At 68.1% G+C, this 26,999-nt stretch carries 21 protein-coding genes and 1 pseudogene; 9 read left to right on the forward strand and 13 right to left on the reverse strand.

Features of this window, described 5'->3' with window-relative positions; translation table 11 throughout:
• The 6 genes and pseudogenes from G582_RS18275 to G582_RS0100030 all read right to left on the reverse strand — a co-directional run.
• A pseudogene (locus tag G582_RS18275) lies at window positions 1-199 on the reverse strand (IS1595-like element ISPels1 family transposase); the annotation flags it as partial.
• Window positions 200-417: 218 nt separating this feature from the next.
• Window positions 418-1,368: a 5'-nucleotidase gene (locus G582_RS0100010; RefSeq protein WP_038052235.1), complete on the reverse strand. Its 951-nt coding sequence runs from the start codon at window positions 1,366-1,368 to the stop codon at window positions 418-420.
• Window positions 1,361-4,000, reverse strand: a complete 2,640-nt coding sequence (locus G582_RS0100015) for a bifunctional diguanylate cyclase/phosphodiesterase (protein ID WP_169380524.1) — start codon at window positions 3,998-4,000, stop codon at window positions 1,361-1,363. The genes G582_RS0100010 and G582_RS0100015 overlap by 8 nt, the downstream gene beginning before the upstream one ends.
• Before the next feature lie 46 nt (window positions 4,001-4,046).
• The gene (locus G582_RS0100020) at window positions 4,047-4,817 is read right to left on the reverse strand and encodes an NAD kinase (protein WP_028838067.1); all 771 of its coding nucleotides are present in this window, start codon (window positions 4,815-4,817) and stop codon (window positions 4,047-4,049) included.
• Between the two features lie 133 nt (window positions 4,818-4,950).
• Window positions 4,951-9,864 carry an NAD-glutamate dehydrogenase gene (locus G582_RS0100025; protein WP_038052240.1) on the reverse strand — a complete coding sequence of 1,638 codons (4,914 nt, stop codon included), beginning with the start codon at window positions 9,862-9,864 and terminating at the stop codon, window positions 4,951-4,953.
• 66 nt (window positions 9,865-9,930) lie between these two features.
• Window positions 9,931-11,079, reverse strand: coding sequence for an acyl-CoA dehydrogenase family protein (locus G582_RS0100030; protein ID WP_028838069.1), 1,149 nt, complete (start codon window positions 11,077-11,079; stop codon window positions 9,931-9,933).
• A 260-nt stretch (window positions 11,080-11,339) separates the two neighbouring features.
• Here G582_RS0100030 and G582_RS0100035 point away from each other — a divergent pair, with 260 nt between their 5' ends.
• The 3 genes from G582_RS0100035 to metH are packed head-to-tail and all read left to right on the forward strand — an operon-like array spanning window position 11,340 to window position 16,118.
• On the forward strand, window positions 11,340-12,269 hold the full coding sequence (locus tag G582_RS0100035; protein WP_028838070.1) for an ArsR/SmtB family transcription factor: 930 nt from the start codon (window positions 11,340-11,342) through the stop codon (window positions 12,267-12,269).
• 52 nt (window positions 12,270-12,321) lie between these two features.
• Window positions 12,322-13,431: a homocysteine S-methyltransferase family protein gene (locus G582_RS0100040; RefSeq protein WP_028838071.1), complete on the forward strand. Its 1,110-nt coding sequence runs from the start codon at window positions 12,322-12,324 to the stop codon at window positions 13,429-13,431.
• Window positions 13,428-16,118 carry a methionine synthase gene (metH, locus tag G582_RS0100045; RefSeq protein ID WP_028838072.1) on the forward strand — a complete coding sequence of 897 codons (2,691 nt, stop codon included), beginning with the start codon at window positions 13,428-13,430 and terminating at the stop codon, window positions 16,116-16,118. The genes G582_RS0100040 and metH overlap by 4 nt, the downstream gene beginning before the upstream one ends.
• Before the next feature lie 18 nt (window positions 16,119-16,136).
• On the opposite strand, the gene G582_RS0100050 is transcribed toward metH, so the two are convergent.
• The 5 genes from G582_RS0100050 to G582_RS0100070 all read right to left on the reverse strand — a co-directional run bounded on the left by G582_RS0100050 (window position 16,137) and on the right by G582_RS0100070 (window position 20,209).
• Window positions 16,137-16,778 (reverse strand): DUF2058 domain-containing protein, encoded by a 642-nt coding sequence (locus G582_RS0100050; RefSeq protein ID WP_028838073.1) that lies wholly within the window; start codon window positions 16,776-16,778, stop codon window positions 16,137-16,139.
• 14 nt (window positions 16,779-16,792) lie between these two features.
• Window positions 16,793-17,020, reverse strand: coding sequence for a SlyX family protein (locus tag G582_RS0100055; protein WP_028838074.1), 228 nt, complete (start codon window positions 17,018-17,020; stop codon window positions 16,793-16,795).
• Window positions 17,017-18,375, reverse strand: coding sequence for a UDP-glucose dehydrogenase family protein (locus G582_RS0100060; RefSeq protein ID WP_028838075.1), 1,359 nt, complete (start codon window positions 18,373-18,375; stop codon window positions 17,017-17,019). The genes G582_RS0100055 and G582_RS0100060 overlap by 4 nt, the downstream gene beginning before the upstream one ends.
• 69 nt (window positions 18,376-18,444) lie before the next feature.
• A complete protein-coding gene (locus tag G582_RS0100065; protein ID WP_028838076.1) occupies window positions 18,445-19,224 on the reverse strand; it encodes an FKBP-type peptidyl-prolyl cis-trans isomerase in 780 nt (259 codons plus the stop codon).
• Between the two features lie 70 nt (window positions 19,225-19,294).
• A complete protein-coding gene (locus tag G582_RS0100070) occupies window positions 19,295-20,209 on the reverse strand; it encodes an FKBP-type peptidyl-prolyl cis-trans isomerase (RefSeq protein ID WP_028838077.1) in 915 nt (304 codons plus the stop codon).
• A gap of 240 nt (window positions 20,210-20,449) precedes the next feature.
• Here G582_RS0100070 and G582_RS0100075 point away from each other — a divergent pair, with 240 nt between their 5' ends.
• Genes G582_RS0100075 through G582_RS0100100 form a run of 6 tightly spaced genes read left to right on the forward strand, consistent with a single transcriptional unit; the run spans window position 20,450 to window position 24,437 of the window.
• On the forward strand, window positions 20,450-20,725 hold the full coding sequence (locus G582_RS0100075; protein WP_028838078.1) for a hypothetical protein: 276 nt from the start codon (window positions 20,450-20,452) through the stop codon (window positions 20,723-20,725).
• A 3-nt stretch (window positions 20,726-20,728) separates the two neighbouring features.
• The gene (locus G582_RS0100080; RefSeq protein ID WP_028838079.1) at window positions 20,729-21,100 is read left to right on the forward strand and encodes a GntR family transcriptional regulator; all 372 of its coding nucleotides are present in this window, start codon (window positions 20,729-20,731) and stop codon (window positions 21,098-21,100) included.
• A gap of 8 nt (window positions 21,101-21,108) precedes the next feature.
• The gene (locus G582_RS0100085) at window positions 21,109-21,972 is read left to right on the forward strand and encodes an ABC transporter ATP-binding protein (protein ID WP_038052244.1); all 864 of its coding nucleotides are present in this window, start codon (window positions 21,109-21,111) and stop codon (window positions 21,970-21,972) included.
• The gene (locus G582_RS0100090) at window positions 21,969-23,024 is read left to right on the forward strand and encodes a hypothetical protein (protein ID WP_248642626.1); all 1,056 of its coding nucleotides are present in this window, start codon (window positions 21,969-21,971) and stop codon (window positions 23,022-23,024) included. Before G582_RS0100085 ends, G582_RS0100090 begins: the two co-directional genes overlap by 4 nt.
• An 11-nt stretch (window positions 23,025-23,035) precedes the next feature.
• The gene (locus tag G582_RS17005; protein ID WP_051246349.1) at window positions 23,036-23,734 is read left to right on the forward strand and encodes a hypothetical protein; all 699 of its coding nucleotides are present in this window, start codon (window positions 23,036-23,038) and stop codon (window positions 23,732-23,734) included.
• 13 nt (window positions 23,735-23,747) lie between these two features.
• Window positions 23,748-24,437: a DUF2884 family protein gene (locus G582_RS0100100; protein ID WP_028838082.1), complete on the forward strand. Its 690-nt coding sequence runs from the start codon at window positions 23,748-23,750 to the stop codon at window positions 24,435-24,437.
• 95 nt (window positions 24,438-24,532) lie between these two features.
• Here the strand turns inward: G582_RS0100100 and aroA are convergent, their stop codons facing one another.
• Both aroA and hisC read right to left on the reverse strand, forming a co-directional pair.
• A complete protein-coding gene (aroA, locus tag G582_RS0100105; RefSeq protein ID WP_028838083.1) occupies window positions 24,533-25,861 on the reverse strand; it encodes a 3-phosphoshikimate 1-carboxyvinyltransferase in 1,329 nt (442 codons plus the stop codon).
• Entirely contained in the window at window positions 25,858-26,970 is a 1,113-nt protein-coding gene (gene hisC / locus G582_RS0100110; RefSeq protein WP_028838084.1) for a histidinol-phosphate transaminase, read from the reverse strand. Before hisC ends, aroA begins: the two co-directional genes overlap by 4 nt.
• Between the last annotated feature and the right edge of the window lie 29 nt (window positions 26,971-26,999).

Raw genomic sequence — 26,999 nt, forward strand, 5'->3', positions numbered from 1 at the left:
GAACGCCAGCGGCTTGACCATGACGAACGATACGAGTGTCCGAGCAATGCGGGCACTTCGTCGGGACGCGATCGGACAGCAAACGCGCCACCAGCCCCTGAGACCGCTGGCCCTGCAGCTTTGCCAGAACCTGCTCCTGCTGGGCCGGTGTCAGCCGTTCCGCTTCTGCCAGCCAACGCTTGAGTTCACGTGCGCGCATCCCGGTCTCCCGCCGCCCGAAACCTTCGAGCCGTGACGAAACCATGCAGGTAGGCAGGCTCACAGATTGAGACGATCAACAGCCAACGCGAACAGCGCCCAAAATTTTCACGCTTGATCGGATTTTTTCCGATTATCTGTGCATATGTTCGGGTCGCACCTTGGGGCGTGGCCATTTTTCGGGGGTGGCGGTCGCCATCCCGCCCTTGCTGTGCTCGCCTACGGAGCGGGATCCGAAGGTGCGGCCGGCGCATTCGCCACGCCGTGCGGCACGTGGCCGGCGGCAACGTGGCGACGCGCGGAATCGATGTTGTGCGGGGAATCGTCGAAGAAGATGTCGGCGCCGAAGGCTTCCAGGAACGGGCCCTTTTCGCGGCCGCCGAGGAACAGCGCCTCGTCCAGGCGCACGTCCCATTCGCGCAGGGTGCGGATCACCCGCTCGTGCGCGGGTGCCGAACGCGCGGTGACCAGCGCGGTGCGCAACGGCGAGGCTTCGCCGGGCGGAAATGCCGCCTGCAGGCCGTGCAGCGCCGCCAAGAAGCCGCGGAACGGGCCGCCGGACAGCGGTTCGCGCGCGCGTTCGGCCTCGTGGCGACCGAAGGCTTCCACGCCGTGCTCGCGCGAGACGCGCTCGCTCTCGTCGCCGAAGATCACCGCGTCGCCATCGAAGGCAATGCGCAGCTGCTGCTGGCGCGATTCGCTGGCCTTCTCCGGCAGGATGGTGGCGGCGGCCACGCCGGCTGCCAGCGCCTGCCCCACCGATTCCGGGTTGGCAGACAGGAACAGTTGCGCGCCGAACGGCTTGATGTAGGGCCAGACCGGAGCGCCGGCGGTGAAGGTGGCGCGGCGGATGTCCAGCCCGTGGTGCTGGATGGAATTGAACACGCGCAGGCCGGTGTCGGAGGAATTGCGCGACAGCAGGATCACTTCCACCCGCGGCGCGTCGGCCGGCGTGCCTTCGTTCAGCGCCAGCAGCTTGCGCACCAGCGGGAAGGCGATGCCCGGCGGCAGCACGTCGTCCTCGCGCTGGCGCTGGAATTCGGCGAACGCCAGGATGCCCTCGCGCTCGAACAGCGCGTGGCTGTCCTCCATGTGGAACAGTGCCCGCGCGGTGATCGCCACCACCAGCGGCGGCGGCAGGCGGTCTGGTGATGGCTGCGGGTCAGCCATGGGCATTGCGCTGGTCGGCACTGCGTTGAAAAACGGCGCGTTCCGGCTTGTGCAGGGCGAACCCCTGCGCGTAATCGACGTTCATGGGCACGAGGATATCCAGCATTTCCTGCGTGGACACCCACTCCGCCACGACGATCAACCCCTGCTGGTGGCCGATCTCGGTCACCGCCCTGACGATGGACTGCGACATGCGGTCGCTGGTCAGGTTCTGCACGAAGCTGCCGTCGATCTTCAGCATGTCCAGCTCCAGGTTCTTCAGGTAGCCGAACGAGGACATGCCGGCGCCGAAATCGTCCAGCGCCACCCGGCAACCCAGCGAGCGCAGCCGCGCGATCAGCGCGCTGGAGGCGATGAAGTTGCGCACCGCCACCGTTTCGGTGACCTCGAACACCAGCCGCCGCGGTTCGATGCCGTGCAGCTCGATCAGCTGCTCGATGCGGGCGAACAGGCCGTCGTCCTCCAGGCTGCCGCCGGACAGGTTGATGGCGCAGGTGGCCAGCCGGCTGCCGTGCGGATGGATGCGGTCCAGGTTGCCCAGCGCGGTTTCCACTACCCAACGGTCGATCAGCGGCATCAGGCCGTAGCGCTCCGCCGCCGGCAGGAACGCGCCGGGCGGCACCACCCCGCCGTCCTCGCCGCGCAGGCGCAGCAGCAGCTCGACATGGGCGCCTTCCGAGTGGCCGGGCTGCAGCGGGTGCAGCTCCTGGTAGTCCAGCAGCAGGCGACCGTCGCGCAACGCCTCGCGAATGCGGTTGGCCCATTCCATTTCGCCCAGCCGGCTGCTGATCGCGGTGTCGTCCTCGGCGTACACATGCACCCGGTTGCGGCCCCCGTCCTTGGCGAGATAGCAGGCGGCATCCGCATGCGCGAACAGTTCCCGCAGGGTGGTGGCGTGGGCCAGCATCACCACGCCGATGCTGGCGCTGATGGTGTAGGTGCGCTGCTCCCAGCTGAAGATGAAGCCTTCGATGCTGATGCGCAGGCGCTCGGCTGCCAGCAGCGCCGCCTCCACGGTGGGCGCGCCGCGCAGCAGCACGCCGAATTCGTCCCCACCCAGCCGGCCCAGCACGTCGCCCGGCCGCAGCTTCTCGCGCATCACCGCGGCTAGTTGCACCAGCAGCTCATCGCCGGCGCAGTGGCCCGAGGTGTCATTGATGATCTTGAACTGGTCCAGGTCGATGAACAGCAGCGCGCCATCGCCCCGCCCGGGCAAGTTGAGCAGCGACTGCGCGCGCGCTTCGAACTCGCGGCGGTTGTACAGCCGGGTCAGCGAATCGTGGCTGGCCTGGTAGCTGAGCCGCTCGGTCAGCTGGCGCTGTTCGGAGACATCGCTGGCCACCAGCAGCCACATCGGCGCGCCATCCAGTTCGATCGTGCTCAGCCACAGGCTGGCCCAGAACCCGCCGCCGTCGGCGCCCGGCAGCTGCGCGTCCACCGACAGCAGCGTGTCGGCATCGGCGGCGGCCAGGCGCACCATCACCTCCTGCCCCAGCACGTCGGACAGGCGGGCGCTCTGCGTGTCCGGCGCCAACCGGTCGCGGGCGAAGGCGTTGCGGTAGACGATGGTGCCGTCGTCCTCGCGCGCCAGCAGCACCAGGCAGGGCAACAGTTCGTTGAGCTTGCGGAAGCGCTCCTCGCTGGCTTGGAAGCGCCGCGCCATCGAGGTGCCCAGGGCGATCGCACGCTCGCGGGTGCTCACCACCGACCAGGTCAGCGCCGCCAGCAGCGCGCTGATGGCCGCGCCGATCCACAGCACCAACAGCCAGCTGCGGCCTTCCGGACTCTCCACGCCGCGGGCCACGACCTTCCAGGTGCGCCCGCCGAACTGCAGCGGCACCGCATGCTCCGAATTCGAAGCGTCAACCGCGTGGCCGGCGAAGGCCTGCGAATACAGCGGCCGGGGGGGGCCGTCGCTGATGTCCTCGACCACCACGTCGGCCAGCTGCTGCGGGGCTTCCGGCAGCGCCGAGGCGATCAGGTCGGAAATCCGGAACGACGCGCCAATCGAACCGATGATCGCGTCGCGACGCGCCTGCACGGTGCCCGGCCGGGTGCCGGGGGCGAACACCGGCAGGCGCAGGATGAAGCCGTCGCCCAGGCTCTGGCGCCCGCTCTGGCGCAGCGCGAACGGCGCCGACATCGCAAGCTCGTCGGTATCGCGCGCGCGTTCCAGCGACTGCAGGTTACTGGGCTGGCTGTTGACGTCGAGCCCGCGGAGCGCAAGGTTCCCGGACTGCGGCGCGAACAGGGTGGTCACGTAATGGTCGCCATCGGCACGGCGCTCGCGCTCGGCGTAGGCCAGCGCCTGCAGGCTGACCCGCGTGGCGCCATTGGACTGCATGTTCTCGTAGGCGCGGATGTACTCGATCTCGGTCACCTCCTGCGAGGCGATGAAGATCGACTGGAACGCGCGGATCAGGTGCCCGCACTGGTCCAGCCGCAGGCGGATGGCCTCGGCCACGCCGCGGGTTTCCTGCACGAACACGCGCCGCGCCTCGCTGCGGCTGCGGTGCCTCTCGGCGTTCGCCAGCCACAGGGTCAGGGCCATCCCCAGCGCAAAGGCGATCAGCGCCCAGAGCCATGCCGGCACTCGCCGCCCGGAAGGGGAAGCGGCGGCGGATACGGCCATGTTTCGACTATCGAACGGCATCTTCACCCCAGGCAGTGGACGGACATCAGGCGGCGAACTGCTCGATCAGGATCCTTTCCTCCAGGTTGTGTTCGGGGTCGAACAGCAGGGTGACGCTGCGGTCGCTGGACTCGCGCACCAGCACCTCGGTGACATCGCGCACCTCGTGCGAATCCGCGGTGGCGCTGACCGGGCGCTTGTGCGGGTCGCGCACCCGGAACCGCACCTCGGTGCCCGACTTCAGCACCGCGCCGCGCCAGCGCCGCGGACGGAACGGCGCGATCGGGGTCAGCGCCATGACGTTCGCCCCCAGCGGCAATATCGGCCCGTGCGCGGAAAAGTTGTAGGCCGTGCTGCCGGCCGGGGTGGCCAGCATGACCCCGTCGCAGATCAGCTCGTCCAGGCGAAGTTCGCCGTTGAGCTCGATGCCGACGTGGGCGGCCTGGCGGGTCTGCCGCAGCAGCGACACCTCGTTGTAGGCCAGCGAACCGACGGTCGCGCCCGACTCGGTCTGCGCCAGCATCTCCAGCGGATGCAGGACCGCCGGCTCGGCGGCATTGATCCGCGCCAGCAGGTCGTCTTCGGCCTTGTACTGGTTCATCAGGAAACCCACGGTCCCCAGCTTCATGCCGTACACCGGCTTGCCCAGCGCACCGTGGCGATGCAGGGTCTGCAGCATGAAGCCGTCGCCGCCCAGCGCCACGATGACGTCGGCATCCTCCGGCGTGATCGCGCCATGCCGCGCTTCCAGCAGGGCAAGCGCGGCGCGGGCCTCATCGGCGGGGCTGGCAAGCAAGGCGAGGCGAGGCATGGTCATGCGGCGAGGATAGCAAGAGCGTATGCAAGGCGGTTGTACGGTCTTCGCGCCCATCGGCGCCAGCGGCCGAGGCGCGGAAAAAAGATGGGCGCCCCTTTCGGGACGCCCATCGCAGGCACGCTGGTGACGAAGGTCAGCCGCGCTGCGCCAGCTGCGCGACGCGCTGCACCGCCACCGACGCGGTGGGGTAGTCCAGCGCCTTCTGCGCGGCCAGCTCGGTCAGCATCGCCAGGGTGAAGCGCAGCGACGAATCATCGCGGGTCAGCCAGGCCTGCACCTTCGCGTCCGGCTCCTTGCCCGGCATCGCCAGCACCTGCGCGGTCAGCGCCCGCAGCTGGGCGAACAGCTCGTCGCGCAGCACCCCGCGGGCAACCGCATGCCAGCGGCCTTCCACCTTCAGCGCCTCGATCTGCTCGCGCAGCCACGGCGCGTGCAACGCGTCGGCCAGGCGGAAGTAGACCTTGGCCACCTCGATCGGGCGCAGCTTGCGCTCGCGCGCCAGCTCGATGATGTCGGCGCCCGACTCCAGGTACGGCAGCGCCGCCAGCTGGTCGGCCAGTGCGGCCGACAGGCCCTTTTCGCGCCACTGCTTGCGGCTGGCTTCGTACTGCGGGCGCTGCGACGGCGGCAGGATGCCCTCGCCGGCACGGATGTCGCGGAAGCCGTCGTGGTAGCGCTCCACCGCGGTGGCAATCGCCGGCACCGCGCCGGGGCGCGACAGCAACCAGCGGGTGAAGCCGCGCTGCAGCTCCCAGATCACCTGCAGGGCATCGACCTGCACGCCCTCGCCCACCTTGCCGTCCAGCGCGTCGATCTGCGCCCACAGCTCGCGCGCATCCAGCGTTTCGCGGGTGATGGTGAAGGCGCGGGCGATCTCGCCGATGCTGCGGCCGCTGTCTTCCTGCATGCGCATCAGGAAGGTGGCGCCCATCCGGTTGATGGTGGAGTTGGTGACCGCGGTGGCGATGATCTCGCGCTTCAGGCGGTGGTCTTCCATCGCCTTGGCGTACTTCTTCTGCAGCGGCTCGGGGAAGTAGCGCACCAGTTCCTTCGACAGGTACGGGTCTTCCGGCACGTCCGATTCCAGCAGCTGCGGGTAGGCCACCAGCTTGGCGTAGGACAGCAGGATCGACAGCTCCGGACGGGTCAGGCCCTGGCCGCGCAGCTTGCGTTCGGCGATCTGCGCGTCGGTGGGCAGGAACTCGATCTGGCGGTCCAGCAGGCCCTGCGCTTCCAGCGTGCTGATGAAGTGCATCTTCGAGCCCAGCCGGGTGGCGCTCATCCGCTCCATCAGGCTCAGCGTCTGGTTCTGGCGGTAGTTGTCGTTCAGCACCAGCTGCGCGACCTCGTCGGTCATCGCCGCCAGCAACTTGTTGCGCTCGGCCAGCTTGAGGCGCTTCTTCTGCACTTCGCCGGTCAGCAGGATCTTGATGTTCACCTCGTGGTCGGAGGTGTCCACGCCGGCGGAATTGTCGATGAAGTCGGTGTTCAGCAGCACCCCCGCCTGCGCCGCCTCGATGCGGCCCAGCTGGGTCATGCCGAGGTTGCCGCCCTCGCCCACCACCTTGCAGCGCAGGTCGGCGCCGTTGACGCGCAGCGCGTTGTTGGCGCGGTCGCCCACTTCGGCGTTGGACTCGCTGGCGGCCTTCACGTAGGTGCCGATGCCGCCGTTCCACAGCAGGTCCACCGGCGCACGCAGCGCCGCGTGCATCAGCTCGTTCGGGGTCATCGCCTTGATGCTGGCATCGATACCCAACGCCTCACGCACCTGCGGGGTGATGTCGATCGACTTGGCCGAACGCGGGTGGATGCCGCCGCCCTTGCTGATCAGCTTGGCGTCGTAGTCGGCCCAGCTGGAGCGCGGCAGGTCGAACAGGCGCTGGCGCTCCTTGAACGAGATTGCCGAATCCGGGTTGGGGTCCAGGAAGATGTGGCGGTGGTCGAACGCGCAGACCAGGCGGATGTGCTTGCTCAGCAGCATGCCGTTGCCGAACACGTCGCCCGACATGTCGCCGATGCCGACGCAGGTGAAGTCCTGCTTCTGGCTGTCGCGGCCCAGCGCGCGGAAGTGGTGCTTGACCGACTCCCAGGCGCCGCGCGCGGTGATCGCCATGCCCTTGTGGCTGTAGCCGGCGCTGCCGCCCGAGGCGAACGCGTCGTCCAACCAGAAGCCATGCGCCTGGGCGATGCCGTTGGCGATGTCGGAGAAGCTTGCGGTGCCCTTGTCGGCCGCCACCACCAGGTACGGGTCGTCGCCGTCATGGCGCACCACCTGCGCCGGCGGCAGCACCTTGCCGTCCACGCTGAGGTTGTCGGTGATGTCCAGCAGGCCGTTGATGAAGCGCTTGTAGCAGGCGATGCCTTCGGCCATCCACGCGTCGCGGTCCACCGCCGGGTTCGGCAGCTGCTTGGCGAAGAAGCCGCCCTTGCTGCCCACCGGCACGATGACCGTGTTCTTCACCATCTGCGCCTTCACCAGGCCCAGCACTTCGGTGCGGAAGTCCTCGCGGCGGTCGGACCAGCGCAGGCCGCCGCGCGCCACCGGGCCGAAGCGCAGGTGGGTGCCTTCCACCCGCGGGCCGCAGACCCAGATCTCGCGGTACGGGCGCGGCTTCGGCAGGTCCGGCACGCGGGCGGTGTCGAACTTGAACGCCAGGTAGTCGGCGGGGCCGCCGTCCTTGCGCAGGCCGTCCTTGTATTCGATGTAGTAGTTGGTGCGCAGGGTCGCTTCGATGACCCCGATGAAGCTGCGCAGGATGCGGTCCTCGTCCAGGCTGCCAACGCGGTCCAGCAGGCCCAGCAGGGTGCTGCGCGCGGCCTCGACCTGCGCTTCGCGGTCGCCTTCGCGCGACTTCACCAGCGCCTTCAGTGCGTTCTGCGCGGCGACATCGCTGCCGGCCAGCGCCTTCAGCTGGGCATGGAAACGCTCCATGCCCAGCTTGACCTCGGCCGCGCTTTCCTTGCCGGTGGCCGGGTCGAAGCGGGCCTCGAACAGCTCCACCAGCAGCCGCGCCAGCAGCGGATAGCGGGTCAGCGTGGCTTCCATGTAGCTCTGCGAGAAGGTCACGCCGGCCTGCAGCAGGTACTTGCAGTAGGCGCGCAGCATCGCGACCTGCTTCCACGACAGGCCGGCAGCCAGCACCAGCCGGTTGAAGCCGTCGTTCTCGGCGTCGCCGCGCCAGATCCGCGCGAACGCTTCCTCGAAGCCCTCGTCCAGCGCATCGACGTCGAGCTCGCCCTGCAGGGACTCGACCTCGAAGTCCTGGATCCAGGCCAGGCGCCCTTCGACATCGACCTTGTAGGGATGCTCGGTGATGACGCGCAGGCCCATGTTTTCCATCATCGGCAGCGCATCGGACAGCGGGATGTCGCGCAACGGGCGGTACAGCTTGAAGCGCAGGCTGCCGCGCTGCGAGCGGCACAGCTGCAGGCGCAGGTCGTCGTCGTGAGTCAACGCGGCCAGATGCTCGACGTCGTCGGCCGCGGCTTCCGGGCTGACCTCTTCGATGTAACCGGCCGGCAGCGCGCTGCCGAAGCGGGCGGCCAGCTTCAGCCCGGCCTCTTCGCCGTGGCGGGCCACCAGCCGCTCGCGCAGGTCGTCGCGCCAGTCGCGCACGATCTCCGCCAACCGGGCTTCCAGCGCCGGCAGGTCGATCTCGGCATGGGCGGCGTTGGCGCTGGGGCGCACGATGATGTGCAACTGCGCCAGCGGCGAATCGCCGATCTGCACGTTGGTGTCGACGCGCTCGCCGCCCAGCGCTTCGCGCAGCATCGCCTCGATGCGGTGGCGCACCTGCGTGCTCATGCGGTCGCGCGGCACGTAAGCCAGCGCGGAGTAGTAGCGGCCGTAGCGGTCAGGGCGCACGAACAGCTTGCTGCGCACGCGCTCCTGCAGGCCGAGGATGCCCATGCAGGTGCGGAACAGTTCTTCCTCGCCGGCCTGGAACAGCTCGTCGCGCGGCAGGGTTTCCAGGATGTGGCGCAGCGCCTTGCCGCTGTGGCTGCTGGGGTCCAGCCCGGACTTGTCCATCACGTAGTCGTGGCGCTCGCGCACCAGCGGGATGTCCCACGGGCGGCGGGTATAGGCGCTGGAGGTGTACAGGCCGACGAAGCGCTGCTCGCTGATCGCACGGCCCTTGGCGTCGAAGCCCAGCACGCCGATGTAATCCATGTAGCCGGGGCGGTGCACGGTGGCGCGCGCATTGGTCTTGGTCAGGATCAGCGCATCCACCGCGCCGGACTGCGGCAATGCGTGCGCCGCCAGCGACTTCAGCGGACGCGCGCCCCCTTCCTCGCCGCGCAGCAGGCCCAGGCCGCTGCCCGGCACCGCGGACAGGATGTCTTCCTTGCCCTGCTTGCCGACCTTGTACTCGCGGTAGCCGAAGAAGGTGAAATGGTTGTCGGCGGCCCAGCGCAGGAACTCCTGCGCCTCCTGGCGGCCTGCGTCGGCCACCGGCAGTTTGCTGGTCGCCATTTCCTCGGCGACCTCGCGCATGCGATCGCGCATCGGCTCCCAGTCGTTGACGATCGCGCGCACGTCGTCCAGCACCTGCACGATGCGCGCCTTGACCGCGGCCATCGCGGCCTGCGGCTGGCGGTCGATTTCCAGGTGCATCAGCGATTCGGCCGCACCCTCGCCAACGCCGACCAGCTTGCCGGCCTTGTCGCGGTTCATGCGGATGACCGGATGGCCCAGCACGTGCACGCCGATGCCGGCGTCGGCCAGCGCCATGGTCACCGAATCGACCAGGAACGGCATGTCGTCATTGACGACCTGCACCAAGGTATGGGTGGAATCGGCCGGGTTGCTCAGGCGCACATTGGCCTTGCCGCGCTTGCGGGAGCGCGCGAACTCCAGCATGTCGGCGGCCAGTTCGGCCCAGCCCGCGGCGTTGCGGCTGGCGATCTCGTCGGCATCCATGCGCTGGTAGAAGGCGGCGGCAAACGCCTGCGCCTCGGCCTGCCCGGCCTTGCCCACGCGCTTGGCCAGCGCGTCGAGGATGGGTTTAAGGTCGTTGCCGGCGTCGGTTTCCACTGACTTTTTCATCTGCTTCACAGCCTCCAAAGGGAAACGGCCGCGCAGGGGGCGCGGCCGTCTTGGTGTCGTTGTCGTTTATCGCAGGCCGGTTTCGCCGCGGGCGATGACCAACCGCTGGATCTCGCTGGTGCCTTCGTAGATTTCGGTGATCTTTGCATCGCGGAAGAAACGCTCGATCGGCATTTCCTTGGAATAACCCATGCCGCCATGGATCTGCAGCGCCTGGTGGGTGATCCACATGGCCGCTTCCGAGGCGGTCAGCTTGGCCACCGACGCCTCGGTGGTGAACCGCTTGCCCTGGCCCTTCAGCCACGCCGCGCGCAGCGTCAGCAGCAGCGACGCGTCGAGCTTGCACTTCATGTCGGCGATCTTGGCCTGGGTCATCTGGAACGCGCCGATCGGCTGGCCGAAGGCCTTGCGCTCCTTCACGTATTCGAGCGTCGCCTCATAGGCCGCGCGGGCCAGGCCGATGGCCTGGCTGGCGATGCCGATGCGGCCGGCGTCGAGCACGCCCATGGCGATCTTGAAGCCCTGGCCTTCCTCACCCAGCACCTCGTCGGCGTGGACCACGTAATCGGTGAACTCGATCTCGCAGGTGGCGGAAGCGCGGATGCCCAGCTTGGGTTCGGTCTTGCCGCGGTGGAAACCCTCGCGGGTGGTGTCGATCATGAACGCGGTGATGCCGCGCGCGCCCTTTTCCGGCGCGGTCATCGCGAACAGCACGATGTACTTCGCTACCGGGCCGGAGGTGATCCAGCTCTTCTTGCCGTTGACCACGTAGCTGCCGTCGTCCTGCTTGACGGCGCGGCAGCGCATCGCGGTGGCGTCGGAACCGGACTGCGGCTCGGTCAGCGCGAACGCGCCGATCTCGCGGCCTTCCGCGATCTCGCGCACGTACTTCTGCTTCTGCGCCTCGCTGCCAAAGGTCAGGATGCCGTTGCAGAACAGCGAGTTGTTCACCGACATGATGGTGCTGTGCGCGGCGTCGGCGGCGGCGATCTCCACCATCGCCAGCACGTAGCTGACCGGATCCATGCCGGCGCCGCCGTACTCCACCGGCACCTCGATGCCCATCAGGCCGTTCTCGCCCAGCGCGCGGATGTTCTCGAGCGGGAACTCGCCGGTGCGGTCGTGATGCTCTGCGCTGGGGGCGATTTTTTCGCGGGCGATGCGTCGCGCCACGTCCTGCAGCATCAACTGCTCTTCGCTGAATCCGAAATCCACAACCGCCCCTTGGCGTCATTCGAAAGTGCGGCATTGTATCCCTGCAGCGCGCAGAACCGTAGCGCCTGCAAGCGGGCCGACGCTTCGCCGGGCGGCCCGCGCGAAATGCCCATCCATGCCCGCGTACACTGCGCTTTCCACGCTGCCGCTACGACGGAACGCCACGCCAGCCAGCTGAAAGCGTCGCCGACATGCGCACGGCTTGACCACAAAGCGACATCGCGAGAGAATTATCTTTAAATCGCGATGGAAAGATATATATGGATCTGGAAGGCTGGTCCGCACACCTGAAGGTGTTCGCCGACGCCACCCGCGTGCGCCTGCTGGCACTGCTGGAAGGCGAGGAACTCACCGTGGCCGAACTGTCCGCGATTACCCAGCTGGCGCAGCCGCGGGTGTCCACCCATCTGGCCAAGCTCAAGGAAGCCGGGCTGGTGCGCGACCGCCGCGCCGGGGTGTCGGCCTATTACCGTTTCGATGACGCCGCCATCGAGCCGGCGCAGCGAATGCTGTGGCAGTCAATCCGCACCGGCAGCGACGACCCGCTGCTGCGCCAGGACGCCGAACGCGTGCCGGGAGTGCTGGCGATGCGCGCCGCCGACCAGAACTGGGCCGACAGCGTGGCCGGCGACATGGAGCGCCACTACTCGCCGGGCCGTACCTGGGAGGCGCTGGCGCGCACCGCGCTGCCGCTGTTGTGGCCGGGCGACGTGCTGGACATCGCTTCCGGCGACGGTGTGCTGGCCGAACTGCTGTCCCCGCACGCCGACCGCTACGTTTGCATCGACTCCAGCCAACGCGTGGTGGCCGCGGCCAGCGAACGCCTGCGCCGTTTCGAGAACGTGGAGGTGCGCGAAGGCGACATGCATGCGCTGCCATTCGCGGATGCGAGCTTCGACCTGGTGGTGCTGATGCACGCACTGACCTACGCCGCACGCCCGGCGCAGGCGGTGGCAGAAGCGGCGCGCGTGCTCAAGCCCGGCGGCCGGCTGCTGCTGTCCAGCCTGGCCCGCCACGAACACCGCAGCGTGGTGGAAGCCTATGGCCACGTGCACCTGGGCTTCACCGGCAAGGAACTGCGCAAGTTCGCGGAGAAGGCCGGCCTGAGTATCGCCAACTGCGAGACCGTCACCCGCGAACGCCGCCCGCCGCATTTCGAAGTGATTTCGCTGACCGGCGTGAAGCCGTGATCCAACCCATCCGTCACTCCCGCAACAACGGAATGACGAGCAGGAACAAGACATGACCACCCTTCCCTGGAAAACCCCCGCCCGCGCCGAAGCGCTGCAGGCCGCGCTGGCGCGGCGCATCCTGATCATCGATGGCGCCATGGGCACCATGATCCAGCGCCATGAGCTGCAGGAGGCCGACTATCGCGGCGAACGCTTCGCCCACGGCTTCGATGCCCTGTTCGCGCCGGGCGGCCACGCCCACGGCCCCGGCTGCGGCTGCGAAGGCTTTGATCAGCGCGGCAACAACGACCTGCTCTCCCTGACCCGCCCCGACATCATCGCCGGCATCCATCGCCAGTACCTGCAGGCCGGCGCGGACCTGGTCGAAACCAATACCTTCAACTCGACCTCCATCTCGCTGGCCGACTATCACCTGCAGCACCTGGTGCGCGAGCTCAACCGCGAAGGCGCGCGCCTGGCCCGCGCCGAGTGCGATGCCATCGAAGCCGCAGACCCGTCGCAGCCGCGCTTCGTGATCGGCGTGCTGGGCCCGACCAGCCGCACCGCTTCGCTGTCGCCGGACGTGAACCGCCCCGGCTTCCGCGCGATCAGCTTCGACGAGCTGGCCGAGGCCTATCGCGAAGCCGCGCGCGGCCTGATCGAAGGCGGCGCCGACGTGCTGATGGTGGAAACCGTGTTCGACACCCTCAACGCCAAGGCCGCGCTGTTCGCCATCGACGACGTGTTCGATGAACTGGGCGCGCGCCTGCCGGTGATGATTTCCGGCACGATCACCGATGCCTCCGGCCGCACCCTTTCGGGCCAGACCGCCGAGGCGTTCTGGTATTCGCTGCGGCACAGCCGCCCGCTGGCGATCGGCCTGAACTGCGCGCTCGGCGCCAAGGACCTGCGCCAGCACGTGGATGTGCTGGCGACGGTGGCCGACACCCACGTCAGCTGCCACCCCAACGCCGGCCTGCCGAACGCGTTCGGCGGCTACGACGAAATCCCGGAAGACATGGCGGTGATCCTGCGTGAATTCGCGCAAAGCGGCCTGATCAACCTGGTCGGCGGCTGCTGCGGCACCACGCCCGATCACATCGCCGCGATCGCCGCGGCGGTGCGCGACCTGCCGCCACGCGCGGTGCCCGTGGTCGGCGCACAGGAGCAGGCGGCATGAGCAGCAACCTGCCCCGCTTCACCCGCCTGTCCGGGCTCGAGCCGCTGGTCATCACGCCGGAATCCAATTTCATCAACGTCGGCGAACGCACCAACGTCACCGGCAGTGCGCAGTTCAAGAAGCTGATCCTGGAAAGCCGTCTGGACGAAGCCGTGGTGGTCGCCCGCCAGCAGGTGGAGAACGGCGCGCAGGTCATCGACGTCAACATGGACGAGGGCCTGCTCGACTCCGAGAAGGCGATGGTGGAATACCTCAACCTGATCGCCGCCGAGCCGGACATCGCCAAGGTGCCGGTGATGGTGGACAGCTCGAAGTGGTCGGTGATCGAGGCCGGCCTGAAATGCCTGCAGGGCAAGGGCATCGTCAATTCGATCTCGATGAAGGAAGGCGAAGACGAGTTCCTGCGCCAGGCCCGGCTGGTGCGCCGCTACGGCGCCGCGGTGGTGGTGATGGCCTTCGACGAGGTCGGCCAGGCCGATACCGCGCAGCGCAAGGTGGAGATCAGCGCACGCGCCTACAAGCTGCTGACCGAACAGATCGGCTTCCCGCCCGAGGACATCATCTTCGATCCCAACTGCTTCGCCATCGCCACCGGCATCGAGGAACACAACAACTACGCCGTCGATTTCATCGAAGCCGCGGCCGAGCTGCGCCGGCTGTTCCCGTACAGCCATATCTCCGGCGGCGTCTCCAACGTCAGCTTCAGCTTCCGCGGCAACGAGCCGGTGCGGCAGGCGATCCACGTGGTGTTCCTGTACCACGCCATCAAGGCCGGCATGGACATGGGCATCGTCAACGCCGGCGCGTTGCCGCTGTACGACCAGCTGGACCCGCTACTGCGCGAGCGGGTCGAGGACGTGGTGCTGAACCGCCGCGACGACGCCACCGAGCGGCTGCTGGAGATCGCCGACAACTACAAGAAGCGCAAGGGCGAGAAGAAGGTCGAAGACCTGCAGTGGCGCGAGCAGCCGGTAGCCGCGCGGCTCTCGCATGCGCTGGTGAACGGCATCGACCAGTACGTGGTGGAGGACACCGAGGAAGCGCGCCAGCAGGCCACGCGCCCGCTGGACGTGATCGAAGGCCCGCTGATGGACGGCATGAACGTGGTCGGCGACCTGTTCGGCGCCGGCAAGATGTTCCTGCCGCAGGTGGTGAAGTCGGCGCGGGTGATGAAGAAGGCGGTGGCGCACCTGCTGCCCTACATCGAGGCCGAGAAGCTGCGCACCGGCGATGTCGGCAAGACCAACGGCAAGATCGTGATGGCCACGGTCAAGGGCGATGTGCACGACATCGGCAAAAATATTGTTGGCGTGGTGCTGGCCTGCAACAACTTCGAGGTGATCGATCTCGGGGTGATGGTGCCGGCGCAGAAGATCCTCGACACCGCGATTGCCGAGAACGCCGACATGATCGGCGTGTCCGGCCTGATCACGCCCTCGCTGGAGGAGATGAGCCATGTCGCCCGCGAGATGCAGCGGCAGGGCTTCACCATGCCGCTGCTGATCGGCGGCGCCACCACCTCGCGCGCGCATACCGCGCTGAAGATCGACCCGCACTACAAATCGCCGACGATCTGGGTGAAGGATGCTTCGCGCGCGGTGGGCGTGGCGCAGTCGCTGATGAGCCCGGAGCTGCGCGGCGATTTCGTGCAGGCCGCCGCCAACGACTACGCCGACGTGCGCCAGCGCCACCGCAACCGCGGCGACGGCAAGCGGCTGGTGTCGCTGGAGAAGGCGCGCGCGCACTCGTTCAAGTACGACTGGAGCAGCTACACCCCGCCGGCGCCGAAGCAGCCCGGGCTGCACGTGTTCGACGACTACCCGCTGGCCGAGCTGGTGGACTGCATCGACTGGTCACCGTTCTTCAACGCCTGGGAGCTGGCCGGCAAATACCCGGCGATCCTCACCGACGAAATCGTCGGCGCCCAGGCCAGCGAACTGTACCGAGACGCGCGCGCGATGCTGCGCAAGATCGTCGATGAGAAGTGGCTCACGGCGAAGGCCGTCTGCGGTTTCTGGGCGGCCAACGGCGTCGGTGACGACGTGGTGCTGGACGTTGGCGGCGAGCCGCACTGGTTCCGCTTCCTGCGCCAGCAGGCGGACAAGCCGGTGGAACGCCCCAACCTGTGCCTGGCTGATTTCGTTGCACCGAAGGACAGCGGCAGGCAGGACTGGATCGGCGCCTTCGCGGTGACCGCGGGACTGGGCATCGAACCGCATCTGGAGCGCTTCCGCGCCGAATACGACGACTACAGCGCGATCCTGCTCAAGGCGCTGGCCGACCGTCTGGCCGAAGCCTTCGCCGAACGGCTGCACCAGCGGGTGCGCAAGGAGTTCTGGGGCTACGCGGCAGACGAAACGCTGGACAACGACGCGCTGATCGCCGAGCGCTACCGCGGCATCCGCCCCGCCCCCGGCTATCCGGCCTGCCCGGAGCACAGCGAAAAGCGGGTGTTGTTCGACCTGCTGGGCGTCACCGCCAAGGCCGGCATCGAGCTGACGGACCACTTCGCCATGTATCCGGCGGCCAGCGTGTCCGGGCTGTATTTCAGCCACCCGGACAGCAAGTACTTCGTGGTCGGACGGGTCACCAGAGAACAGGTGGCCGACTACGCGCGACGCAAGGGGGTGGACCTTGCGCAGGCGGAACGCTGGCTGTCGTTCAATCTGGATTACGACCCGGATTGAGCCAACCGAAAAGCGGGGTCACCAGACCAGATCGTCCGGCACCTGATACGCCGGGTCGGAATACGGATCGGCTTCGGCCGTTGCGTTGGGGTCGACCTTCAGCGCCACCGCCTGGGCGAAGATCGCTTCGGCTTCGGCCAGCGTGGCCGCATCCACCAGCAGGTAGCGGCCATTCATCTGCAGCACGCCCAGTTCGCCGGCATTGAGCGCCTTCAGCTGCTCTGCGGTGACGTGCACGCGCTTGATCTTGCCGCCGTATTCGAAATGACGGACGTGCTCCGCCTCGGCGGCATTCAGCGCCTTGTCCTTGAGGAAGTCTTCCAGCTTGGCCTTGGCCTCGCGGCGCAGGCGTGCTTCTTCCTGCTTCAGGCGTTCGGCCTCGATGCGCTCTTCCTTTTCCCGTTGCGCGCGGATCGCGTAGGCCTTGGCCAGATCGATGTCTTCGCGCGACATCTTCTTCTGCCCGGGTTTGTGCGGATTCTGCGCGGGCTTGTGCGGACGCTGCTGCGGCCGGCCCGGCTGTGGCGGACGGCCGGCATGGGCCGGCTTGCCGCCGTGCGGTGCCTGTGGCTTGCGGGCGTCCTGCTTCGGTCGCGGGGCGGGCTTGGGTGCATCTTTGAAGCCAAGGCCAAGCAGCTGGTCGCGGAGGGAGTTGATCATGTCGGTCGCGGCGGTCAGTAATGCGGAGGGGGCGGTTCGCTGGCGGCATCGCCGGTGACCGGGCTTGCAGCCATCGCGCTGCGCAATTGTCGCAATTCTTCCAGCGCGCGGTGCAGGCGCAGCGCGTTGCCGGCCTCCTCGCTGCGGGCGGCGGCCAGCGCGTCGCTGAGTTCCAGCAGCGCCTGTTCCTGGAAGGCGAGCCGGGTTTCCAGATCGACCAGCCGGTGTTCGAGATCGGTCATGCTTCTTCCTTGCGCAGCGAACGTCCGCGGCCGATGCCGTAATAGGCGATGCCGGCGGCTTCCACTTCGACGGGTTCGTACAGGTTGCGGCCATCGAACAGCACCGCGTCGGCCAGCGCCTCCTTCAGCATGGCGAAGTCGGGGCTGCGGAACTGCTTCCATTCGGTGACCACGGCCAGCGCATCGGCGCCTTCCACCGCATCCGCCGCGCTCCCGCACAGCACCAGGTGTTCGCGCTCGCCGTAGATGCGGCGGGTTTCGGCCAGCGCTTCGGGATCGAACGCGCGCACGCTGGCGCCCGCGTCCCACAGCTGCTGCAGCAGGCGGCGGCTGGAGGCCTCGCGCATGTCGTCGGTATTCGGCTTGAACGCCAGCCCCCACACCGCGATGGTCTTGCCGCGCAGGCCTTCGTCCTCGCCGAGGTCGTAATGGCGCTGCATCAGCTCGAACAGGTGACCCCTCTGCGCGGCGTTGACCGCCTCCACCGCCTCCAGCAGACGCGGCTGCACGCCGTGCTGCGCGGCGGTGCGCGCCAGCGCCTGCACGTCCTTGGGGAAGCACGAGCCGCCGTAGCCGGCGCCCGGATAGATGAAATGCCAGCCGATGCGCGGGTCGGAGCCGATGCCCTTGCGCACCATCTCCACGTCCGCGCCCACCTGCTCGGCGATGTTGGCGATCTCGTTCATGAAGCTGATCTTGGTCGCCAGCATGGCGTTGGCCGCGTACTTGGTCAGCTCGGCGGAGCGCACGTCCATCGCCACGATGCGCTCGTGGTTGCGGTTGAACGGGGCGTATAGGCGCCGCAGCGTGTCCAGCGCGGCCGCGCTGGAGGTGCCGATGACGATGCGGTCCGGGCGCATGCAGTCCTCGACCGCCGCGCCCTCCTTCAGGAACTCGGGGTTGGACACCACGTCGAAGCCGATGTCGGCACCGCGCACGGCCAACTCGGCGTCGATGGTGGCGCGCACCTTGTCGGCGGTGCCGACCGGCACGGTGGACTTGTCCACCACCACCACCGGCCGCGCGATGTGGCGGCCGATGGTGCGCGCCACCTCGCGCACGTACTGCAGGTCGGCGCTGCCGTCCTCGTCCGGCGGCGTGCCCACGGCGATGAACAGCACATCGCCGTGGGCGATGCCGGCCGCCGCGTCGGTGGTGAAGCGCAGGCGCCCGGCGGCGTGGTTGGCCTTCACCATCGGGGTCAGGCCCGGCTCGTAGATCGGCACGATGCCGTTGTTCAGGCCTTCCACCTTGGCCGCGTCGACATCGACGCAGACCACGTCGTGGCCGACCTCGGCCAGGCAGGTGCCGGTCACCAGGCCAACGTAGCCGGTGCCGAAAATGCAGACGCGCATGCGCGGTATCCGTGGGCAAAAGAAAGGGGGACGCATCGCAAGGATACGTCCCCCGGTGTTCCGGAACGGTTACTTGCCGGACGGCGCCTTGACGATTTCCAGCAGTTCGACCTCGAACTCCAGCACCTGGTTCGGACCGATCATCGGCGGCGCCTGCTCGCCATAGGCCAGCTTGGCCGGGATCCAGAACTTGTACTTGGACCCCACCGGCATCAGCTGCAGGCCTTCGGCCCAGCCCGGGATCACGCCCTGCAGCGGCAGCACCGCCGGCTCGCCGCGCTTGTAGGAGCTGTCGAATTCCTTGCCATCCAGCAGGGTGCCCTTGTAGTTCACCTTGACGCCGTCGGTGGCGCCGGGCTTGGCGCCCTTGCCCTCGGTGAGGACCTGGTACTGCAGGCCGGAAGCGGTGGTGACCACACCCTGCTTCTTGCCATTCTCGGCCAGGAACTTCTCGCCCTTGTCGAGGTTGGCCTTGCCCTCTTCCATCATCTTGGCGATCTGCTTGGCCTGCATCTTCTGGGTGAACGCCTCCATGATCTGCTGCGCCTGCTCGTCGTTGATCAGCGCCTTGCCGCCATCCATCTGCGTGCGCAACGCCTTGACCACGGTATCGACATTCAGTTCTTCCTTGACCTCGGGCTGGGACAGCGATTTGCTCATCGCCATGCCGATGGCATAGCTGATTTGTTCCTTCTCGGTGGGCAGGCCCGGATAGCCGGTCTTGTCGGTCGGGTCCTTGCCCGCTTCGGCGCTGGCGGAAACATCTACGGGCTTGTTCTCGCCCTTGCAGGCGGACAGCGCCAGCAGCGTGGCGACGGCAATGGCGGTGGAACGGACAAACGGCTTCATCTGCAGGGAACTCCGGGATGCGAAAAGAGGAATGGCGACGGGCGCCGGCGGAAACACGATCAGGTTGGACTCATTCGACGCCCAGCAGTTCCACGTCGAACACCAGGGTGGAATTGGGCGGGATGCCGGCACCGGCGCCGCGCTCACCGTAACCCAGTGCGGCTGGAACCCACAGCCGGTACTTGGCGCCGACCGGCATCATGCCGACGCCTTCGGTCCAGCCCTTGATGACCTGGTCGAGGCCGAACACCGCCGGCTCGCCGCGGTCGATCGAACTGTCGAACTTGGTGCCGTCCAGCAGCGTGCCCACGTAGTGGACGCGCACCCGCTGGCCGGGCTTCGGGCGCGTGCCGTCACCCTGCTTTAGCACCATGTACTGCAGGCCGGTGGGGGTGGTGAACACGCCCTTCACCAGCTTGTTCTTCGCCAGGAATTCCTGTTCCTCCTTCAGCGCGGCCTCGCCCTGCGCCTTGCGCTGGGCCTCGCGGGCGGCGCCCACGCGGGCGGACAGCGCAGTGCGGACCTGGTCGATCTGGGCCTGGTCCAGCAGCGGCTTGGCGCCCGGATTGGCGCCGTCCATCAGGCCGCGCATGAACATCGGCATGTCGAATTCGTCGCCGAGGCCGACCAGCCGGCGGCCGATGTTGGTGCCGGCAAGGATTCCCGCCTTGGCGCGGTCCAGCGTCACCAGCGGCTTGCCCGCCTTGCGCGCGCCGATATTGAGCATCAGCGCCTGCGACAGGCGTTTGGCTTCTTCGGCATCCAGCGTCGGCTGGCCACCGGCCAGGACCTGTTCGATGGTCTTCTGGAAGCTGGCCAGGTCGACGTCCGGCAGGCCCGGACCGATGTCCCGCGCCACATCCTGGCCCAGCATGTAACCGACCTTGTCGCGCTCGCTGAGGCTGGCGCCGTCCTGGGCCAGCACCGGCGCAGCTGCCAGTACGGCCACCAGCAGCGCGACCAGCGCACGCAGGGAAAACTTCATCGTGTCGATCTCCGGATGACCTGCGGCGAGGAGCCGCGCAGGCGCATGAACGCACCTATTGTCGTTTGCACCGCGGCAGCCGGCAATCCTGTCGCGCAGGCTGCCACGGCAGCGATTCAGGCCGACCGTGGGCCGGGCTGTGGCAACCATGACTTCAGTTGGGTCAAACAATGCTTGACGGGTAATTTTGTAGTGTTATAGTTGCCTACAACACCGAACCCCCAGAGCAGGACGTTCACCATGAACCGCAAGCTCCACAACTCCCTCAACGCCGCAATGGCCTGCAGTGCGCTGCTGACCCTTGCCGTGCTGGCCGGCGCCCCGGTCGAACCGCCGGCGCCTACCGTAACGGACTTCGCCGCCACGCCGGTTTCCGCGCCCGCCGGCGAAGCCATCGTCGCCGCGAATGCCACCCCGGCCGCGGCCATTGCAGCAAGCAGCGAGCGTCGGGTGTCGCGGCGTTCCTATCAATCGGTACGGATGCCGTTCTTTTCCTTCTTCCTGCCGCAGGACTGAATCATGGTTGCCGTCGAATGGAGCGATAGCGCTCCGATCTACCGCCAGCTGAAGGACCGCGTCGTCGCGATGATGCTCGACGGGGTGCTCAAGCCGGGCGATGCGCTGCCCTCGGTCCGCCAGGTGGCGGCCGAGTACCAGCTGAATCCAATCACCGTCTCGCGCGCCTACCAGGAGCTCGCGGACGAACAACTCGTCGAGAAACGAAGGGGACTGGGCATGTACGTCACCGAAGGCGCCAATGCGCGCCTGCTGCAGAGCGAACGCGAACGGTTCCTGCGCGAGGAATGGCCGCTGGTCATGGAGCGTATCCAGCGGCTGGGCCTGAGCATCCAGGAACTGCTGGATCCGCAGCAGAAGTGGGCACCCAAGTGAGTACTGCCATGACCACCTCCGTGATTGAAGCCCGCGGCCTGCGCAAGGCCTACAAGAACAAGCTGGCGCTGGACAACACCGCGTTCGACATCCCCTCCGGCCGCATCGTCGGCCTGATCGGGCCGAACGGCGCCGGCAAGACCACCGCGCTCAAGGCGATCCTCGGCCTGATCCCGTTCGAGGGCGACCTGAAAGTGCTGGGCAAGGACCCGCGCACCCAGCGCGACGAGCTGATGAACGATGTCTGCTTCATCGCCGACGTGGCGGTGCTGCCTCGCTGGATCACCGTGGCCCAGGCCATCGAGTTCGTCGCCGGCGTGCATCCGCGCTTCGATGCCGCCAAGTGCCGGCGCTTCTTGGAGGGCACCCAGCTCAAGCCGGGCCTGAAGGTGCGCGAGATGTCGAAGGGCATGATCGTGCAGCTGCACCTGGCGCTGGTGATGGCCATCGACGCCCGCCTGCTGGTGCTGGACGAGCCCACCCTGGGCCTGGACATCCTCTACCGCAAGCAGTTCTACCAGCGCCTGCTGGAGGACTACTTCGACGAGGACAAGACCATCCTGGTCACCACCCACCAGGTCGAGGAGATCGAGCACATCCTCACCGACGTGATGTTCATCCGCGACGGCAAGATCGCGCTGAACACGCCAATGGAGTCGCTGGGCGAGCGCTACACCGAGGTGCTGGTGGACGCCGGCAAGCAGGATGCCGCACGCGCCCTGCAGCCGATCGATGAACGCGCCCTGCCGTTCGGCAAGACCGTGATGATGTTCGACGGCGCCGACCGCGCCCGACTCGGCGCACTGGGCGAGACCCGCACCCCCGGCCTGGCCGACCTGTTCGTCGCCACCATGAAAGGAACCTACGCATGAACGCCGCCTACGACGCCGCGGGCATGGATGTCGCCAAATCCAGCGTGCCCCGCACCCCGCCGCACCCCACCCACAAGCTGAAGCTGCTGCTGCGCCGCGAATTCTGGGAACACAAGGGCGGCTTCTTCTGGGCCCCGATCTGGGCCGGCGGCATCTCGCTGCTGCTGACCCTGATGGCGCTGATCTTCGGTGAAGTGGCGATGCGCCGTGAAGCCGTCACCGGGATGAAGATCAACGGCCAGGTGATGATCAACGGCCTCGACCTGAGCCTGATCACCGAGAACATGTCGCCGGAGGACGTGCAGAGGCTCGCCGACGGCATCAGCCTGAGTACCGCCTCGGCGATGTTCTGGCCGCTGCTGGTGCTGGGCTTCGTGGTGTTCTTCTACTGCCTGGGCAGCTTGTACGACGAGCGCAAGGACCGCAGCGTGCTGTTCTGGAAATCGCTGCCGGTGTCCGACCGCGACACCGTGCTGTCGAAGGCGCTCAGCGCCCTGGTGGTGGCGCCGACGCTGGCGATCGCGGTGGGCATCGCCTGCATGGTCGCCTTCCTGCTGGTGCTGAGCGCGTTCGTGCTGCTGCACAACGGCAACCCGTTCGCGCTGCTGTGGAGCCCCGACAACCTGCTGGCCAATGCCGGCCTGGCGCTGGCGGCAATCCCGGTGTACGCGCTGTGGGCCTTGCCCAGCGCCGGCTGGCTGCTGCTGTGTTCGGCCTGGTCGAAGAGCAAGCCGTTCCTGTGGGCGATCATGATCCCGGTATTCGCCGGCGTGTTCATCAGCTGGTTCGACGTGATGAACATGTTCAACCTGGACAGCAGCTGGTTCTGGAAGAACGTGGTGGCGCACCTGCTGGGCGGCGTGTTCCCCGGCACCTGGTTCACCGCGATGGATCTGCACGGACTGCAGGCCAAGGAGCTGGGCAACCACCTGGTGCTGCTGAAGGGTCTGTATTCGGTGCTGGCAAGTCCGCAGCTGTGGATCGGCGCCGGTGCCGGCATCGCGATGATCACCGCCGCCATCCGCCTGCGCCGCTGGCGCGACGACAACTGAGCCGCTTTCCCATGACCCGCATTGCCGCAAGGGACAAGACCATGCAGACCAAGCGTTTTCTTCCCATCGCCGCCCTGGCCCTGCTGCTGCCGCTGGCAGCGCAGGCCCAGCCGCCCCGCCCGGCGGACACCGGCATCAGTGCCGAGATCCGCCGCGAACTGGGCGACGCCCGCAAGGAAGTCCGGGCCGAGCTGGCCAAGGCCAAGCTGGAGCTGGACACCGGGGACCTGCAGCTGCAGGACAACCTGCAGTTCGGCAAGCAGTCCGAGGCCCAGCGCCGCGACGCCAAGCAGGTGGCAGCGGCGATCACCCCGCAGGGCGACCTGCTGATCGACGGCAAGCCGCAGCAGATCGACGCCGGCCAGCGTCGCCAGCTGCTGGCTTACCGCGGGCTGGTGGTGGAAATCGCCAAGGTCGGGATCGACATCGGCCAGACCAGCGCGGATGCGGCGCTGGAAGCGGTCGATCGCTCCTGGGTGAGCCTGATGTTCGGCGCCATGACCGGCAGCCTGGAGCGGCGCATCGAGCGGACGGTGCGCGAACAGGTGGAGCCCGGCGTGCGTGGCATCTGCCGGATGCTGCCGCGGGTGATGGACTCGCAGCAGCGCCTGGCCGCCAGCCTGCCGCAGTTCCGCCCCTACGCCAACCTGGAACGCGACGACGTGGCCGACTGCGAGAACAGCGTCCGCCGCGAATTCGCCAGCCTCTGACCCGGAGCACCCGATGAAGCATGTTTACCTGCTGGCCTCCGTGGTTGTCGCCAGCCTGCCGCTGCTGGCCTGCAGCCAGCCCCCCGCTCCGCCGGCGCCGCCCGCGCCCCCCGCCGCGCCCACCGCCGACAGCGCCAACAAGGGCTTCATCGCCCGGCAGGTGGATCGGGCCCTGGACGATGCGCGCAAGGAGCTGCACGAGGGCAACCTGAGCATCAACGGCGACATCAACATCAACGTCAACGGCAAGCAGTTCGGCAAGTCCGACAGCCAGCTGCCGAAGGCCGAAATCAGCCCGCAGGGCGATCTGCTGGTCGAGGGCAAGCCGGTGCAGACCACCGCCGCGCAGCGCCAGCAGCTGCTCACCTATCGCAACCAGGTACTGGGCATCGCCGATGCCGGCATGGCGATCGGCTCGCAGGGCGCCGACCTGGCCGGCAAGGCGCTGGGCGGCGTGTTCGGGGTGATCTTCGGCGGCGATCAGGCCGAGAAGGAGTTCGAGGCGCGGATGGAAGCCGAGGGCAAGAAGATCGAGGCCGAGGCGCTGAAGCTGTGCACGCAGCTGCCGCCGCTGCTGGCCAGCCAGCAGGCGCTGGCCGCCAGCCTGCCGGCGTTCAAGCCTTACGCGACGATGACCCAGGAAGACATCGACAATTGCGGCAAGGACGCCAAGGGCAAGGGCATCGCGATCACCAGCAACTGAACCCTGACGGGCGCGCGCCGCGTTCGAGCGGCCGCGCCCGCACCCTCCCCCGAGGCGTCCCCGTCGCCATAGCGGCTGCCGGGACGCCGTTTTTTTTACCGGCCCTGCCCGCCTGCGCCATCCTCCAGCCCGAAGCCCGCCTCGCGCGCCAGCGCGTCGAAGCCGGGGAAAGACGTCGCCACGGTCGCAACATCGTGGATCCGCACTTCGCCGGCGGCCATCTGCCCAGCCACCGCGAAGGCCATGGCGATGCGGTGGTCATCGTGGCTTTCGATCGTGCCGCCGCCCAGCGGGCCCGGATGGAGGGTGGCGCCATCCGCGGTTTCATCCACGCGCCGGCCCAGCGTGCGCAGGCCGGTGGCCATCACCGCGAGGCGGTCGGATTCCTTGACCCGCAGTTCGGCCGCGCCGCGCACCACGGTGGCACCTTCGGCGCAGGCGGCGGCGATGAACAGCGCCGGGAACTCGTCGATCATGTCCGGCACCAGCGCCTCCGGCACCTCGATGCCGCGCAGCGGCGCATGCCGCACCACCAGGTCGGCCACCGGTTCGCCGCCGTGGAGGGCGGCGTTTTCCTCGCAAATGTCCGCGCCCATCATCCGCAGCACCTGCAGCAGGCCGGTGCGGCGCGGGTTCAATCCCACCTGCCGCAGGCGCAGTTCGGAACCCGGCACGATGCTGGCCGCTACCAGGAAGAACGCCGCCGAGGAGAAATCCGCCGGCACCGCCACGTCGGTGGCGCGCAGGCGCTGGCCGCCGCGCAGGCGGGCGAAACCGGGCGAAAAGGCGATGTCCACGCCGAACGCCGAAAGCATCCGCTCGGTGTAATCGCGGGTGGGGTGCGGCTCGCGCACCACGGTGTCGCCGTCGGCGTACAGCCCGGCCAGCAGCAGCGCCGACTTCACCTGCGCGCTGGCCACTTCCAGCGTGTGGTCGGTGCCGACCAGTGGCTGGCCACCGTGGATGCGCAGCGGCGGCGTGCCGCCCGCTTCGGTATCGATGCGCGCACCCAGCTTCGCCAGCGGCACGGTCACGCGCCGCATCGGGCGCTTCGACAAGGAGGCATCGCCAACCAGCACCGAATCGAACCGCTGCGCCGCCAGCAGGCCGGCCAGCAGGCGCATGCCGGTGCCGGCGTTGCCGCAGTCCAGCGGGCCATCCGGCGCCTGCAGGCCGTCGATGCCGACGCCGTGCACGATCCGCCGCGACGGCGACGGTGTCTCGATGCGCACGCCCAGCCGCGCGAAGATCGCCGCGGTGGCGCGGGTGTCCTCGCCTTCCAGAAAGCCGTCAATCGTCGATGTGCCGTCGGCCAGCGCGGCGAACATCACCGCCCGGTGCGAAACCGACTTGTCGCCGGGAATCGCCAGCGTGCCGCGCAGCGACGCGCCCGCGCGCGCCACCCAATCCTTGGTTCCGCTCACGCCAATACCTCGTCCAGCGCGGCCAGCAGCCGCGCGTTGTCGTTCTCCGTGCCAACGGTGATGCGCAGGCAATCGCCCAGCCCGTAGCCGCCCATCGGCCGCAGGATCACCCCGCGCGCCAGCAGCGCCGTTTCGATGCGCGCGGTGCCATCGCCGAACTCGACCAGCAGGAAATTGGTCTGCGACGGCGACACCGCCAGCCCGCGCGCGCGCAGCGCGTCGGCGAGCGCCTGCCGCTGCTCGCGGTTGGCATCCAGCGAGGCGGCAAGATGCGCGGCGTCGGCCAGCGCCGCCTGCGCCGCCGCCAGCCCCGGCGCGTTGACGTTGAAGCTCTCGCGCACCCGTTCCATCACCGCGATGCAGTCCGGGTGCGCCAGCGCGTAGCCCACCCGCAGCCCCGCCAGCGCATGCGCCTTGCTGAAGGTGCGGGTGACGATCAGGTTCGGATGCTTCGCCAGCAGCGGCAGCGCGCTGGCGTAATCCGGCGCATAGACGAATTCCGCGTAGGCCTCGTCGACCACCACCAGCACCTCCGCCGGCACGGCCTTGATGAAGGCTTCGAACGCCGCGCCGGAATACCAGGTGCCGGTGGGATTGTTGGGATTGGCGAGATATACCAGCCGGGTGCGCGGCGTGATCGCCGCGCGCAACGCATCGAGGTCGTGGCCGCGCGGCATCGCGTGGTCGCGCGGCAAGGCGGGCGCCAGCCGCAGCGTCGCGCCGGCGGCCTGCGCGGCCAGCGCATAGACGGCGAAACCATATTGCGATGCCACCACCTCATCGCCCGGCCCGGCGAACACCTGCGCGAATTGCATCAACAATTCGTGCGAGCCGTTGCCCAGCACGATGCCGGCGATTTCCACGCCAAGGCCGTCGGCCAGCGCGCGTTTCAGGTCGCCGCCGAGCGGATCGGGATATACATGCGCGCTGTCCAGCGCAGCGATCGCAGCCTGTATCGCCCGCGGGCTGGCGCCGTGCGGATTCTCGTTGGAGCCCAGCTCCAGCAGCGGCTGCGGCGCGGCGCGGCGCAGCGCCACCAGGTCATGGCCCGGATCGTAGGCGCGCAGTCCGCGGATGCCGGCGTTGGCGAGCGAAGAAAAATCGATCAAAGAGCACCCCTCCCCAACCCTCCCCTTCG

It is taken from the genome of Thermomonas fusca DSM 15424, assembly GCF_000423885.1.
Lineage (GTDB): Bacteria > Pseudomonadota > Gammaproteobacteria > Xanthomonadales > Xanthomonadaceae > Thermomonas > Thermomonas fusca.

What these genes read in the sequence shown, in the direction of transcription:
- G582_RS0100010 (WP_038052235.1), bottom strand. Translation starts at nt 1,368, where the DNA reads ATGGCTGACCCGCAGCCATCACCAGACCGCCTGCCGCCGCCGCTGGTG.
- G582_RS0100015 (WP_169380524.1), bottom strand. Translation starts at nt 4,000, where the DNA reads ATGGCCGTATCCGCCGCCGCTTCCCCTTCCGGGCGGCGAGTGCCGGCA.
- G582_RS0100020 (WP_028838067.1), bottom strand. Translation starts at nt 4,817, where the DNA reads ATGACCATGCCTCGCCTCGCCTTGCTTGCCAGCCCCGCCGATGAGGCC.
- G582_RS0100025 (WP_038052240.1), bottom strand. Translation starts at nt 9,864, where the DNA reads ATGAAAAAGTCAGTGGAAACCGACGCCGGCAACGACCTTAAACCCATC.
- G582_RS0100035 (WP_028838070.1), top strand. Translation starts at nt 11,340, where the DNA reads ATGGATCTGGAAGGCTGGTCCGCACACCTGAAGGTGTTCGCCGACGCC.
- G582_RS0100040 (WP_028838071.1), top strand. Translation starts at nt 12,322, where the DNA reads ATGACCACCCTTCCCTGGAAAACCCCCGCCCGCGCCGAAGCGCTGCAG.
- metH (WP_028838072.1), top strand. Translation starts at nt 13,428, where the DNA reads ATGAGCAGCAACCTGCCCCGCTTCACCCGCCTGTCCGGGCTCGAGCCG.
- G582_RS0100050 (WP_028838073.1), bottom strand. Translation starts at nt 16,778, where the DNA reads ATGATCAACTCCCTCCGCGACCAGCTGCTTGGCCTTGGCTTCAAAGAT.
- G582_RS0100055 (WP_028838074.1), bottom strand. Translation starts at nt 17,020, where the DNA reads ATGACCGATCTCGAACACCGGCTGGTCGATCTGGAAACCCGGCTCGCC.
- G582_RS0100060 (WP_028838075.1), bottom strand. Translation starts at nt 18,375, where the DNA reads ATGCGCGTCTGCATTTTCGGCACCGGCTACGTTGGCCTGGTGACCGGC.
- G582_RS0100065 (WP_028838076.1), bottom strand. Translation starts at nt 19,224, where the DNA reads ATGAAGCCGTTTGTCCGTTCCACCGCCATTGCCGTCGCCACGCTGCTG.
- G582_RS0100070 (WP_028838077.1), bottom strand. Translation starts at nt 20,209, where the DNA reads ATGAAGTTTTCCCTGCGTGCGCTGGTCGCGCTGCTGGTGGCCGTACTG.
- G582_RS0100075 (WP_028838078.1), top strand. Translation starts at nt 20,450, where the DNA reads ATGAACCGCAAGCTCCACAACTCCCTCAACGCCGCAATGGCCTGCAGT.
- G582_RS0100080 (WP_028838079.1), top strand. Translation starts at nt 20,729, where the DNA reads ATGGTTGCCGTCGAATGGAGCGATAGCGCTCCGATCTACCGCCAGCTG.
- G582_RS0100085 (WP_038052244.1), top strand. Translation starts at nt 21,109, where the DNA reads ATGACCACCTCCGTGATTGAAGCCCGCGGCCTGCGCAAGGCCTACAAG.
- G582_RS0100090 (WP_248642626.1), top strand. Translation starts at nt 21,969, where the DNA reads ATGAACGCCGCCTACGACGCCGCGGGCATGGATGTCGCCAAATCCAGC.
- G582_RS17005 (WP_051246349.1), top strand. Translation starts at nt 23,036, where the DNA reads ATGACCCGCATTGCCGCAAGGGACAAGACCATGCAGACCAAGCGTTTT.
- G582_RS0100100 (WP_028838082.1), top strand. Translation starts at nt 23,748, where the DNA reads ATGAAGCATGTTTACCTGCTGGCCTCCGTGGTTGTCGCCAGCCTGCCG.